At 39.2% G+C, this 14,099-nt stretch carries 12 protein-coding genes and 1 pseudogene; 11 read left to right on the top strand and 2 right to left on the bottom strand.

The annotated features are described in order from the left end of the window. Nucleotides 1-93: 93 nt before the first annotated feature. From msrB to BLS38_RS10205, 4 genes are all read left to right on the top strand, one after another. Nucleotides 94-513: a peptide-methionine (R)-S-oxide reductase MsrB gene (gene msrB, locus BLS38_RS10220; protein WP_092749246.1), complete on the top strand. Its 420-nt coding sequence runs from the start codon at nt 94-96 to the stop codon at nt 511-513. After that, nucleotides 510-998: a glutathione peroxidase gene (locus BLS38_RS10215; RefSeq protein ID WP_092749244.1), complete on the top strand. Its 489-nt coding sequence runs from the start codon at nt 510-512 to the stop codon at nt 996-998. Before msrB ends, BLS38_RS10215 begins: the two co-directional genes overlap by 4 nt. Before the next feature lie 154 nt (nt 999-1,152). After that, nucleotides 1,153-4,086: an insulinase family protein gene (locus BLS38_RS10210; protein ID WP_092749242.1), complete on the top strand. Its 2,934-nt coding sequence runs from the start codon at nt 1,153-1,155 to the stop codon at nt 4,084-4,086. An 80-nt stretch (nt 4,087-4,166) separates the two neighbouring features. Next, nucleotides 4,167-5,246 carry a phospholipase A gene (locus BLS38_RS10205; protein WP_092749241.1) on the top strand — a complete coding sequence of 360 codons (1,080 nt, stop codon included), beginning with the start codon at nt 4,167-4,169 and terminating at the stop codon, nt 5,244-5,246. Nucleotides 5,247-5,412: 166 nt separating this feature from the next. On the opposite strand, the gene BLS38_RS10200 is transcribed toward BLS38_RS10205, so the two are convergent. Next, nucleotides 5,413-5,883 (bottom strand): GNAT family N-acetyltransferase, encoded by a 471-nt coding sequence (locus BLS38_RS10200; RefSeq protein WP_092749239.1) that lies wholly within the window; start codon nt 5,881-5,883, stop codon nt 5,413-5,415. Nucleotides 5,884-5,971: 88 nt separating this feature from the next. Continuing rightward, nucleotides 5,972-7,513, bottom strand: coding sequence for a threonine ammonia-lyase, biosynthetic (gene ilvA, locus BLS38_RS10195; RefSeq protein WP_092749237.1), 1,542 nt, complete (start codon nt 7,511-7,513; stop codon nt 5,972-5,974). A gap of 115 nt (nt 7,514-7,628) precedes the next feature. Here ilvA and rpiA point away from each other — a divergent pair, with 115 nt between their 5' ends. From rpiA to BLS38_RS10160, 7 genes and pseudogenes are all read left to right on the top strand, one after another. After that, nucleotides 7,629-8,300, top strand: a complete 672-nt coding sequence (gene rpiA, locus BLS38_RS10190; protein WP_092749326.1) for a ribose-5-phosphate isomerase RpiA — start codon at nt 7,629-7,631, stop codon at nt 8,298-8,300. Next, a complete protein-coding gene (locus tag BLS38_RS10185; RefSeq protein WP_171258568.1) occupies nt 8,257-8,985 on the top strand; it encodes a YgjP family zinc-dependent metalloprotease in 729 nt (242 codons plus the stop codon). Before rpiA ends, BLS38_RS10185 begins: the two co-directional genes overlap by 44 nt. A gap of 113 nt (nt 8,986-9,098) precedes the next feature. Next, entirely contained in the window at nt 9,099-10,145 is a 1,047-nt protein-coding gene (gene argC, locus BLS38_RS10180; protein WP_092749233.1) for an N-acetyl-gamma-glutamyl-phosphate reductase, read from the top strand. Nucleotides 10,146-10,191: 46 nt separating this feature from the next. After that, nucleotides 10,192-10,944 carry a DUF6776 family protein gene (locus BLS38_RS10175; protein WP_092749231.1) on the top strand — a complete coding sequence of 251 codons (753 nt, stop codon included), beginning with the start codon at nt 10,192-10,194 and terminating at the stop codon, nt 10,942-10,944. Between the two features lie 15 nt (nt 10,945-10,959). Continuing rightward, nucleotides 10,960-11,370: an ATP-dependent Clp protease adapter ClpS gene (gene clpS, locus BLS38_RS10170; protein WP_092749229.1), complete on the top strand. Its 411-nt coding sequence runs from the start codon at nt 10,960-10,962 to the stop codon at nt 11,368-11,370. Between the two features lie 10 nt (nt 11,371-11,380). After that, nucleotides 11,381-13,663, top strand: coding sequence for an ATP-dependent Clp protease ATP-binding subunit ClpA (gene clpA, locus BLS38_RS10165; RefSeq protein WP_092749227.1), 2,283 nt, complete (start codon nt 11,381-11,383; stop codon nt 13,661-13,663). Continuing rightward, nucleotides 13,660-14,024 (top strand): annotated as a pseudogene (locus BLS38_RS10160) (YnfA family protein). Before clpA ends, BLS38_RS10160 begins: the two are co-directional and overlap by 4 nt. The last annotated feature ends 75 nt before the right edge of the window (nt 14,025-14,099 follow it).

Raw genomic sequence — 14,099 nt, 5'->3', positions numbered from 1 at the left:
CTTGAAATTTTTCTAGCATTTTAGTCTGCGGTAGCGTAAATATAAAGACAATAACATGCGATATTGAATTTTATATCTTTCAAGGAAGTTGTCATGGGAAAAGTCAATAAAACAGATCGTGAATGGCGAAGAGAACTCTCTGCAGAGGAGTATCGTGTTACACGACAAAAAGGTACTGAAGCGCCGTTTACAGGGCAATATTGGAATACTAAACAAGCAGGGCAGTACAGTTGTAAATGCTGTGGTGAAGTGTTGTTTTTATCAGATTCCAAATATGATAGTGGTTGTGGTTGGCCAAGCTTTTTTAAACCAGCCAATCAAACAGTTGTTGCAGAACAAGAAGATTCAACCCTTGGTATGATGCGCACAGAAATTACCTGTGAACGTTGTGGTGCGCATTTGGGGCATGTTTTTGAAGATGGGCCACAACCGACGGGACTTCGTTACTGTGTCAATTCAGCATCATTAACATTAAAAACAGAAGAAAAGAATGATGGAGAGAGTTACCCATGACCACAATTTATCAACTACAGGCGGACTTACTTAGTGGTAAAGAAAAATACTTTTTAGATTATGAAGGAAAGGTACTTTTAATTGTAAATACAGCCAGTAAATGTGGTTTTACTCCACAGTTTGCAGGGCTAGAAAAACTATACGAACAATACAAGTCAGAAGGTTTGGAAGTTTTGGGTTTTCCATGTAATCAGTTTGGTGGGCAAGACCCCGGTACGCATACAGAAATCGAAACATTTTGCCAAAAAAACTACGGTGTTAGTTTTACTATGTTTGCCAAAATAGATGTAAAAGGCCCTGAAGCACACCCCGTATTTCGCTTTTTAACCCGAGCAGCAAAAGGTGTTTTGGGTACACAAAGCATTAAATGGAACTTCACTAAGTTTTTAGTCGGACGAGACGGTCAGGTGATTGCACGTTATGCACCTACAGTAAAGCCTGACACAATAAGTGGTGATATTGAAAATGCTTTAGCTCAAAAATAATGCAGTTGATTTTTGGCTTAATTCCTCAGCCAAGTGCTGTGTTACAGTAGTTTAGTTTTATACTTATGATCCAATGAGATGTAGGTATTTGTCGTTGATTGCATGACAGTGAACGGATTGAAGTTATTTAGTTAAAAGATTTTTTGGAGATCACATGACGGTTGCAGTTACCGAAACACAAGAAAATACCCACCAAGCATTTGAGTTTATACGTAAGCAGTATGTAGAGGCCTTAGATGTTGATGTGTCTGAGTATCGTCATGGTGTGACGGGAGCAATACATTACCACCTTGCCAGCCAAAATACTGAAAATGTATTTTTGGTGGCATTTCGTACGCAACCGATGGACTCTAAAGGTACAGCACATATTTTAGAACACACTGTGCTTTGTGGTTCTGAAAATTTTCCTGTACGTGACCCGTTCTTTTTAATGATTCGCCGTTCACTGAATACATTTATGAATGCTTTCACGGCAGCAGACTGGACTGCGTATCCGTTTGCGACTGAAAATAAGAAAGATTATTTTAATTTGCTTTCAGTGTATTTAGATGCCGCTTTTGCTGCGAACTTGAATCCTTTAGATTTTGCACAAGAAGGCATACGTGTTGAGCTTGAAAATGACAAGCCAGTCTTTAAAGGTGTGGTGTTTAATGAAATGAAAGGGGCCATGAGCTCACCGTCAGATCAGCTATACCACCGTTTAGCACACCATTTATTCCCAGAAACGACATATCACTATAACTCAGGTGGTGAACCAAGTGATATTCCAGATTTAACCCATGAGCAATTGGTTGCATTTTACAAAAAACATTATCACCCAAGTAATGCTGTATTTATGACTTTTGGTGATTTACCTGTAGTTGAAATTCAAGAAAAAATTCAGCAACAAGCATTGGTTAACTTTACACGTGGCGAAACCATCTATTCTAAACCTGAGCGCCGTTTAACCGCCCCTTTAGAAATAGTTGAACCCTATGCAGTAGACTCAACTGAACTCAAAGATAAAACTTATCATGTAGTATCTTGGTTATTGCCAGAGGTCAGTGATATTAAGATACGTTTAGGTATGCGTTTGGTCGAAGGCATATTACTAGAAAATTCTGCAGCGCCGTTACGTCAGTATCTGGAAACATGCGATTATGCAGAATCTTCAGGCCCATTTATGGGTGTAGACGATAGTAATTTTGAAATGACATTTTTCTGTGGTGTGCAAGGATCAAACCCAGAGCATGCACAGAAGTTTCAAGATGGCGTATTTAATATTTTAAAACAAGTGGCTGCTAAACCTGTAGATCCTACAGAAATTGAGTCAATTTTACACCAAATAGAGCTGACTCAAAGAGAAATTACAGGTGGCACGCCCTATGGTCTAAGTCTAATTATGAATGGTATGGGCAGTGTGATTCATCACAATGATCCATTGGCAGTATGGGATGTAGACAGTGCCATTGAAATGGTACGTGCAGAATTAAAAGACCCAATGTGGCTGTCTAATCTCATACAAACCTATCTATTAGATAATCCACACCGTGTATTGCTCACACTTGTGCCTGATGCTGAAAAAACACAGCGTGATCAAGCGACTGAACAGGCACGTTTAGATGAGATAGAGGCACTTTTAACACCTGAGCAACGTACAGAAATTACGAAGCAAACTGAAGACTTAAAACGCCGTCAAGACACCGAAGATGATTTAAATCTTTTACCAAAAGTTGGTTTAGAAGATATTCCTGCTAGCATTGATATTATGACGGGTAATCGCCATAGCTTCTTGCTTAATGATCAAGAGACCCCTTTAGATGTTTATCATGCAGGAACAAATGGGTTGTATTATCAGCAAGTCGCTATTGAAGTGCCACTAGAGGTTGTACAGTCACCTTATTTTAGTTTACTCAGTATTTTGATGGGTGAAGTGGGTGCAGGCCAGTATAGCTATTTGGAGTTACAGCAATTACAAACCGCAGTAAGTGGTGGCTTTGGCATGGGGGTATCTTTGCGTTCTGGCTTAAATGATAAAGATGAAATGAATTCATTTTTAAGCTTAACGACAAAATCTCTCACCAAAAAATCAGATGCAATCGCACTACTTAAGTTGGCCTTTGCAGAGATGCGTTTTGATGAAAAAGACCGAATTATTGAGCTATTACAAGAGCGTAAAACACGTTGGCAATCTCGAATTAGTGGTTCAGGGCATAGTTATGCCATGCAAATTGCTTCTCGTGCCATGAACACCTATGCAGAACGTGAATACTTTAACACAGGTCTTGGTGCACTCAATTGGTTGGCAGAGCTGATTAAAAATATTGAATCAGATCCAGTGGCCTATGCAGATTTTATTGCTCAGATGCAATCCATTCAGCAACGTCTTTTACACGCACCAAAGCAGTTTTTATTGGTCAGTGAAGAGCAACATAGCGTAGGGTTAGTCTCACAGATTGAACAAACGTGGCAACATGTCACTGTTGCATCTGACCCCGCTGCATTAACGCAGGTCGCTCGACAATATGTTGATGGTGACCAAGCATGGCTTATTCAGACCAATGTACAGTTCTGTTCAGCAGCATATCCTGCGGTTGCGGTTGCACATCCAGATTCAGTTGCATTGATGGTTTTAGCCGCTTATTTAAGAAATGGTTTCTTACATAGCGCATTGCGTGAAAAAGGTGGTGCATATGGTGGTGGCGCTGCCTATGATGCAAATAGTTGTTCATTTAGGTTTTATAGCTACCGTGATCCACGCTTAAGTGAAACATTTACAGATTTTGAGCGTAGTGTGACGTGGTTGTTGACAGAAGAGCAAAAAGATTATCAGCTTGAAGAAGCAATTTTGGGCATAGTTGCATCTATGGACCGACCAAGCTCTCCTGCAGCCGAGGCAATTACCGCATTTTATGCACAGTGTCATGAGCGCACCCCTGAGTTTAGGCAGAAAATGCGTCAAAACTTATTGGCTGTGACTTTAGAGGATGTGAAACGTGTTGCTGTACAATATTTACAACATGGTGCTGTAACTCGTGGTGTTGTTGCACCATTTGCAAAACGTGAAGCATTAGAGAAACTTGGATTTGATATCCAACAACTCAATTAATAATCTAAAGGAAAAGAATCGTGCGCTACGACATAAAGAAGAATTACAAACTTGCAATAGTGACGTTTTCTTTATATGAAATGCTCTGCCTATCTCAGCGTGCTTATGCTGTAGATACGGCACAGTCATTGCAACCGGCCTCAGCACAAGCGTGCGCTGCAATTGCATTTAATGCAGATAGATTGGCATGTTATGATCAATATTTTGGCATGCCTAAAACGGTTATTGCAAACCAAATGGCAAGCACGCCTGCTGTGAGTGCGCCTTCGTCAGATACATTGGTTGACAAGCTTAAAAGCTCAGTCAGCTCTATTTATACCAGTGATACAAGTAAACCCGCATCTCCAACGACATCTTTACTTGATAGTCGTTGGGAGTTGTCTGAGGCGAGTAAATTGGGTACATGGAATATTCGTAGTTATAAACCTGTGTATGTTTTACCTGTATTTTGGACCAGTGAAAAAAATACCACGCCGTATAGCCCAAACCCTGATAATCAAGTGCCATATCAAAGTTTAGATGCAACTGAACTCAAGTTTCAGTTGTCTTTAAAGACTAAAGTTTGGGAGAATATTTTTCCAAACAATGGTGACTTATGGGTGGGGTATACCCAATCATCACGTTGGCAAGCATATAACTCAAAAGAGTCAAGCCCATTTCGTGAAACCAATTATGAGCCAGAAGCAAGTTTGGTTTTTAGAACCAATTATAACTTATTTGGTTTAGATGGGCGCTTGCTGGGGGTTACTCTGAATCATCAGTCAAATGGCCAATCTGACCCATACTCTCGTAGCTGGAATCGATTGATGCTGAATATTGGTTTAGAGCGTGGTAATTTTGCCGTGGTTGTACGACCGTGGTATCGAATTCCAGAAAGTAGCAGTAGTGACAATAATCCAGATATTGAAAACTACGTAGGGCGAGCAGATGTCACTACATTTTATAAGTGGAATGATCATCAGTTTTCCTTAATGCTTCGACATACTTTAAAAGGTGGTAGTAACTCACGTGGAGCGGTACAGTTTGATTGGACGTTCCCAATTAAAGGGAATTTACGTGGTCAATTACAGTACTTTAATGGATATGGTGAGAGTTTAATTGACTATAACCATCGGGCAAATTATGTAGGCGTGGGTGTGTCTTTACTCGATTGGTATTGATATAAAAGATATTTATCAAAGCACTGTTATTTACAGTGCTTTTTTATACCTTAAATAATATGGTTTTTTTGAATTTTGATCTAAAACACCAATCTTTTAAAAATGATCTTTCATTGCTTACTGTAGTTAAAGTGGTGCTTGTATAGATTATAAAAATAAAAAGGGTTTAATCTACTAAAACCTGTGTAATGGTTTTTTGATAAATATTGGGTCTAAATATCTGCCATACAAAGTTTTTTTGATCTATAGGATGGTAGTCTACTTTTTTATAGAAACCAGATGCAGTTGAAGTCACTAACATTATTCTGCGTAAACGTAGCATGATAGGATGGTTATGACAGCATTCCATGAGCCATTGCCCAAGTTTTTGTTGTTGCCATTCATTTAAGATATATACATCACATAAATAGCCAAAAGTGACACCATCGGTAATTACACGAGCGAAACCAATTTGCTGTTGCTGACAAAAAAGCCCAAAACATAAGCTATTTGAAATGCTTTCAGCCACAGTATTCAAGCCAATGCCTTTAGCCCAAGGAGAGTGGGTTAAGTAGCTGTGAATTGCAATAATGTCAAAAAGCTTTTCATCTGTTGTAATGGTATATTGCTGAGATTGCCAAGTATAAATTTGCTTCATTTTTGAGTTTCTTGTGATGTTATAAGGCTTTCGATGATTGGTACTCATACATTTTAAATCGAAAGCCGAATAACGTCATTTCAATGAGTTATCTTAAAAAGCGCTGATAGCCTGCATTATGAGTGATCTCTTGGTATGGATAATTAATGCCATTGAGTTTCTCAATGAGGTCATCATGACTTGGTGTTGCAGATGCATGTTGTTCTGATTGAAGCGCAACTAAAACACGACCTTCTGCTGCGCCGTGGTTACGGTAGTGAAAAAGTGTAATGTTATGTGCGGGGCCAAGACGTTCTAAAAAGGTCAGTAATGCGCCCGGACGTTCAGGAAATTCGACTCGAAATAGCCGTTCTTGACTTTTGGTATGACCACCGACTAAGTAGCGAATATGTAGCTTTGCGACTTCATCATCAGATAAATCATCAACATTATATTCTTGCTTTAATGTGTTAAATATTTCAAGACGTTCTTCTTCACCATATTTTAAACTTACGCCGACAAAGACTTGTGCGTTATGTTCGTCGTTGGCTCTATAGTTAAACTCTGTCAAATTGCGACCCTGTAAGGCACGGCAAAAATCTAAAAATGCACCTTTTTTCTCTGGAATAGTGACTGCATAAATTGCTTCACGTTTTTCACCTAGCTCTGTACGCTCAGCAATATATCTTAGGCGATCAAAGTTCATATTTGCACCACAAACAATCGAAACAATATTCTTATTACTCAATTGGTGCTGTGCGACATATTTTTTAATGCCTGCAAGTGCCATTGCACCAGAGGGTTCAACAATACTGCGGGTTTCATCAAAGGTGTCTTTAATCGCTGAACAAATTTCATCTGTATTTACAGTGATGACTGTTTTATCAACAATTGGGCTACCATCTGATTTTTTTAAGTTTAAAATTTGAAAGGGTAAGTCGCCAATACGAGCAACTGCTGTACCATCGGCAAATAAACCAACGTGTGGTAGAGTTACTCGCTCATTGTTTTCAAAAGCAGCTTTTAAACATGCAGATTCCTCATATTCAACAGCAATGATTTGCACATGTGGTGCAACTTCAGCAAAGTAAGCTGCAATCCCAGAAATCAAACCACCACCACCAACAGCAACAAAAATATAGTCGACTTCACGCCATTGACGGTGTATCTCATTGGCAATCGTTCCTTGTCCTGCAATCACTAGTTCATCGTCATATGGTGGTACAAAGACTAAGTTTTCTTGTTTTGCGCGTTCAATGGCATAGCTATTGGCCACATCGAAGCTGTCGCCGTGTAAAACCACCTGTCCGCCAAGACGTTTTACCGCTTGTACTTTAATGTCTGGTGTTGTACTTGGCATCACAATAATGGCAGGAATACCTAGTTTACGGCCAGAGAGTGCAACGCCTTGAGCATGGTTGCCTGCAGATGCACAAATGACACCCGCATCGAGTTGATCTTTTGGAATTTGGCTAATGCGGTTGTATGCACCACGTAGCTTGAAAGAAAAAACAGGTTGTAAATCTTCTCGCTTAAAACGAATGTTGTTATTAATTTTTTGGCTAATTCGTGGTGCTGCTTCGAGAGGAGATTCAATGGCAACATCGTAGACTGTTGCTTGTAAAATTTGTCTGACCAAGCGAAACAACATGGTTATCTTCCGTTTAACAGTTTAAAATAAAGGGTTATTGTAACAAACACTCTATAGGATTGGATTGAATAATCAACAGAAATCTGTGATTGCTCAACAAAAACAAGTGATGACTATGACTTTATACACAAATCAAGATGCAAAAAAACAAGCCGCAGCACAAGCCGCTTTAAAACATTTACCTCATGGTGGCATATTGGGTGTGGGTACAGGCAGTACAGTAAATTTTTTAATTGAACTTCTCCCTCAGTTAGAGCTCAAAGGTGCTGTTGCAAGCTCAGAAGCGACAGCAAGCCGTCTAAAAGCTTTGGGTATTGATGTTGTTGATATGAACCAAGTAGCAAGCTTAGATGCATATGTAGATGGAGCAGATGAAATTGACCGTAATTTACATATGATTAAAGGGGGTGGTGCTGCACTTACACGTGAAAAAATTGTGGCATCTATTGCTCATAAGTTTGTTTGTATTGTCGATGACTCTAAATGGGTAGGTCAGCTCGGACATGATTTTGCTTTACCTGTAGAAGTGATTCCAATGGCGCGCTCTGCGGTAGCACGTAAGATTGTGAGCTTAGGCGGAGATCCTGTTTATCGCCAAGGGGTAGTCACAGATAACGGTAATGTAATTTTAGATGTTTATAATTTAAATATTTTAGATGCACTCGACATCGAAAAAACCATTAATAATATTCCCGGTGTTGTCACCAATGGTATTTTTGCTTTAAATAAAGCAGATATTGCCATTGTTGCAACAGATCACGGTATTGAAGAACGCGTTGCTGACTAATCATGATGTTGCTGCACATATTAAACGTGTGCAGCATGCTACAGCAAAACGCTTGAAATTGACTGTACGTGCAGATCATATTCGCTTGACTGTACCTAAACATTGCCCTGAAACACTGGTTCAGCAGTTTTTAGCGCAGTCACACGAGTGGTTGGTAAAAGCATGGCAAGAGCAATTGAGCCGCCATGTATTACTTCAGGTCGATCCCCCGGCACAGATTCATGTATTCAACTTGAGTATGCCTGTGCAGGTGAGGGTTCTTGAAATGGTACAGCTATATAAATATCAAGCTGCAACATTATATATAAACGCTTCAACGCCGTTTAAAGGCTTAAAAGCTTTTTTATTAGACTATGCACGTGAGCATTTACCTGTATATTTAAGCCGAGTATCTACACAAATAGGGCTGAGTTATCAAGCGGTACAGGTGCGTTTTGTAAAAACCCGTTGGGGTAGCTGTAACACACACCATAAAATTATGTTGAATGCCGCATTGGTGCTTTTAGATGAGTCTTTAGTACGAGCGGTATGCATACATGAGTTAGTACATACCAAAGTGTTTAATCACAGTGAGACTTTTTGGCAAACCGTAGCACAATACGACATAGACTATGTAAAACATCATCAACATATGAAAAAAAATACATGGCCAAGTTGGATAAGTCAGATGTTAAACGTGCCTTAACAGTGGTTTTTACGATAAAATTAAAGTAAGGCATAGAAAAAGCTATTTAGAAAAAATATGCTTCCTGTCATACTAATTAACTTTCATAGATTAAATATTTGAGGTGGTGTAAGGTGATTTCAGTTGGAATTGTCGGTGGAACGGGCTATACAGGTGTAGAACTTCTTCGTATTTTATTACGTCACCCGCAAGTCACTGTGCGTATGCTTACATCACGTACCGAAGCAGGTCGTGCAGTTGCAGATATGTTTCCAAGTTTACGTGGACATACTGATTTAGTTTTTTCTGATTTAACCGTAGATGCATTAAAAACCTGTGACGTGGTATTCTTCGCAACACCACATGGTGTGGCCATGAAGTATGCGGAAGATTTGGTCGCACATGGTGTAAAAATTGTTGATCTAGCTGCTGATTTTAGACTACAAAACTTGGCAGATTTTGAAACTTGGTATGGTATGAAACACACATGCCCTGAGCTACTCAAACAGTCTGTATATGGCTTACCTGAGCTCAATAGAGCACACATTAGCAAAGCAAATGTGGTTGGTAATCCTGGTTGCTACCCAACCACCGTACAGTTAGGTTTAGCACCGCTGTTAAAAGAGCAAGGTCTAATTGACCTCAATAGTATTATTATAGATGCGAAATCTGGTGTATCTGGTGCAGGGCGCAAAGCAGATTTAGGCTTATCTTTCACTGAAAGCACAGATAGCTTTAAAGCATATGCTGTGGCAGGTCATAGACATCACCCTGAAATTGTTGAAGGTTTAAATCGTATTGCATCTACCCAAACTGAATTTAAGAATCTTGTATTTGTACCGCATTTAGTACCAATGATTCGTGGTATGTTAAGCACGATTTACATTGACTTAACAGAGCAAGGCACTGAAACAGACTTGCAGTCGCTTTATGAAACATTCTATCAACATGAATATTTTGTAGATGTTATGCCACACAAAAGTGTACCTGAAACACGTAGTGTGAGAGGTTCAAATATGTTACGCATCGCATTATACCAACCACAACCTAAAAAATTAGTTGTAGTTGTGGTGCAAGATAACTTGGTCAAAGGTGCTGCTGGTCAAGCAGTACAAAACATGAACTTAATGTGTGGTTTATCCGAACAGCTCGGCTTAACTGGAATTGCATTAATGCCGTAAAGCAACGCGTGTTGTATGATAAAAGATAAATGTATTGAGTATAAAAATGAATGAAAATAAGCGAGAAGAATCTGCTGTAAAACATAGTTCGGTAAAGAAGCAAAACTTTGTTCAGGCAAACAAGTTTTTATTGCTCGGTAGTATATTGCTATGTTTTGGTGGGTTTGCATTAGGCTATATTGTTGGACACAAGCAAGGGTTGACTGTGGTCGGTTATGACGCAGATGCACAGCAATTGGTTGATGTGATACAAAAGCAAAAAGATACTTTAGCTGAGCTCAATAAAAACTTTAATCTTACAATACAAGAGCGTGATTTAGCATTAGGTAATACGACAAGTTTGACACATGCACTCACTGAAAATAAGGCAGATTTAAGTATCTCGCAGACACAAAGCCAGATTTATCGAAATTTGCTTCGTCAACGAGGGGGAGTGGGTTTAATGGTACAAAACTTAGCTGTGCGCCCCTTACCTGAAAACGCATTTGAATATCAGCTTGATTTATTACAAGTAAGCCCTAATCAAAGAAAAGCCAATGGTTCAGTTGAACTGAGACTCATCCGTGGTGATGAAATATTGGTTGTGCCAATGCAAAACAGTCGATTTAATTTTGAAAACTTTGAACGATTGACAGGGCGTTGGACGATACCGAATGGTTTTGTACCACAGTATATTGAAGTGAGAATTAATGGCGGTATGAATGAAATACGCCGTTTTAATTGGCTAAAAGGAAAAGAAATTGACAATCCTGCGAGATTTGCAACAGATATACCTCAAGCCGAAGCCAAAACCCAATAATGTGAAATGATACGTATGCATGGTTTAAAAAAGAAGATTGACTTAACTGACTTAAAAGCTGCTTTTAGTGGTACGGGCTATGTCGATTGGCATCTTCAAATGTCTGCCTCTAATCAAGATCATCATGAGGATGGAGATTTAGATGTTGAAGTTGCACCTCCTGAGTTGAAGCGTCCACCCTTATATATTGTTGTTTTATTAAACGATGATTACACACCTATGGATATTGTAATCGAAATTTTACAACAATTCTTTGCAATGAATCTTGACCAAGCCACAGAAGTAATGCTAACTGTACATTACGAAGGAAAAGGTGTCGCTGGTATCTATCCTAGAGATATTGCTGAAACAAAAGCGAATCAGGTCAATAATTATGCTCGCTCACAAGGTTACCCATTACTTTGTCAAATAGAGCCAAAACAATAAGGGGATTGGTATGCTTAGTCGTCAACTAGAGGTTTCTTTGCGTTTGGCTGTAAGTATGGCAAGACAAAAAAGACATGAGTTTCTTACCGTTGAGCATCTACTTTTAGCGCTATTAGACAACGATGCTGCTGTCAATGCATTGCGTGCATGTGGTGCAGATATTGTGACTTTACGTAAAGAGCTAGAGGAATACGTTGAGCAACATACCCCTAAACTGGGTGAACACAGCGAGCAAGCACCACATCCAACAGAAAGCTTTGACCGTATTTTACAGCGGGCAATTTTTCATGTGCAATCGAGTGGTGGTGATCGTACGGTAGAGGGTGCAGATGTACTGGTTGCAATGTATTCGGAGCGAGATGCATTTGCAGTGTATTTACTCAAACGTCATCAGATTAATCGTTTAACCTTAACACAGTACTTAGCACACGGCACGTCTAAACCACAGGGCAATGGTTCAGATGAAGATGCAGAAGAAGTAGATACAGATATTGCAAGTAAAGATTCTATAGATACTGTTCTAGATGCGTATACATTGAATTTGAATGTAGAAGCGGCTAAGGGAAAAACGGACCCTTTAATTGGTCGTGAAAAAGAAATAGAACGTGCTGCACAAATTTTATGTCGTCGCCGTAAAAACAACCCATTGCTTGTTGGTGACCCTGGCGTAGGTAAAACGTCTATTGCTGAAGGGCTTGCATGGCTGATTGTGAATGAAAAAGCACCCAAACCGCTTCATCAAGCTGAAATTTATAGTTTAGATCTTGGTGCATTGGTTGCAGGTACAAAATATCGTGGCGATTTTGAAAAACGTTTAAAGCAACTACTTAATGCTTTAAAGAAAAAGCCGAATGCAATTTTGTTTATTGATGAAATTCATATGATTATTGGTGCAGGATCAAGCATGGGCAGTACCATGGATGCATCAAATTTAATTAAACCTGCACTGGCAAATGGTACCTTACGTTGCATTGGTTCAACTACTTTTCAAGAGTATCGTCAAGAGTTTGAAAAAGACCATGCTTTGTCACGTCGTTTCCAAAAAATAGATGTGAATGAGCCAAGTGTGAGTGAAACCATTGATATTCTACGTGGTTTAAAAAGTCGTTTTGAAGACTTTCATCATGTTGAATATGACGACCAAGCACTCGCAAGTGCTGCAGAGCTTTCCTCTAAGTTCATTAATGACCGATTCCTACCAGATAAAGCCATTGATGTGATTGATGAAGCAGGTGCACAGTGTCGTTTAAAAGGATTAGAAGAGCGAAGCCATATTTCTGTAGAACAGATTGAAGATGTAGTATCAAAAATTGCTCGTATTCCACCTAAGACTGTGTCTAAAGATGATAAATCGGTATTACAGTATTTAGAGCGAGATTTAAAGCGTGTGGTCTTTGGGCAAGAAGAAGCCATTACAGCGCTATCATCTGTAATTAAGCTTTCAAGAGCAGGGTTGAAATCACCCAATAAGCCTGTAGGAAGTTTTGTATTTGCAGGGCCAACGGGTGTAGGTAAAACAGAAGTGACCAAACAACTTGCAAAGTTGTTGGGCGTAGAGCTGATTCGTTTTGATATGTCTGAATACATGGAACGCCATGCTGTGTCACGCTTAATTGGTGCACCTCCGGGCTATGTTGGTTTTGATCAGGGTGGACTACTTACAGATGCTATTCATAAGAATCCACACTGTGTTTTATTATTAGATGAAATTGAAAAAGCGCACCCAGATGTATTTAATTTGCTTTTACAAATTATGGATCATGGCACACTGACAGATAATAACGGTCGTAAGTCAGATTTCCGAAATGTGATTTTAGTGCTGACAACGAATGTGGGTGCAGAGAGTATTTCTCGTTCGAGTATTGGATTTACTGAACAAGATCACAGTCTTGACAACCAAGATGCAATGAAAAAAGCGTTTTCACCAGAGTTCCGTAATCGATTAGACAGTACAATTCAGTTTAAATCTTTACCAAAAACAGTCATAGAATCTGTTGTTGATAAGTTCTTAACTGAGTTACAGGCTCAACTTGATGATAAAAAAGTGGTGTTAGAGGTAGATAGCTCAGCGCGTCAATGGCTTGCAGAACATGGTTATGATTACGCTATGGGTGCTAGACCAATGCAACGTTTGATTCAAGAACATTTGAAAAAGCCGCTTGCAGACATGATTTTATTTGGTGAGCTTGCAGAACATGGCGGAAACGTAGCGGTATCGGTAAAATCTGAACATGGTAAATTAGTTGGTTTATTACTGACTGTATTTGAAGATCAAACCACAGTGATTGGATGAATGTAAAAACAAAGGTTGCATGGTATGGATATATTAAAATACTTTCGACCTTTGCTTTGTTCTTTATCATGGCTATTGCAGACATTTTAGGTTATTACTTTCCATACCTGATGCTCAGCTAAGGCAAAATAAAATGGCTGTGGCTTCTTATAGCCATCTGTTTACTGCTATTTGTGTTGTTCTCATATTGCATCTAGTCGTATTTATGCGGCTTACGGTGGTATATGTTATATTTAGCGCTTTATTATGGTTAAGGTTTTTTGATAATATTATATTAACAAAATGGGATCTGGTCGGTGGTTTTGTTGTCTTATGCGGCGCATGTATTATCATATTGCAACCTAACGGTTTGACAAAATAAGTGCCTCATAGAACATTTACAATCTCACTCCCTTGAAGTCATGTCTTATAAATACATTTAATAATTAGGTAGTGA

Origin of the sequence: Acinetobacter boissieri, assembly GCF_900096955.1 — a bacterium.
GTDB classification, from domain to species: domain Bacteria; phylum Pseudomonadota; class Gammaproteobacteria; order Pseudomonadales; family Moraxellaceae; genus Acinetobacter; species Acinetobacter boissieri.
This window is presented reverse-complemented; position numbering and strand designations above follow the sequence as displayed.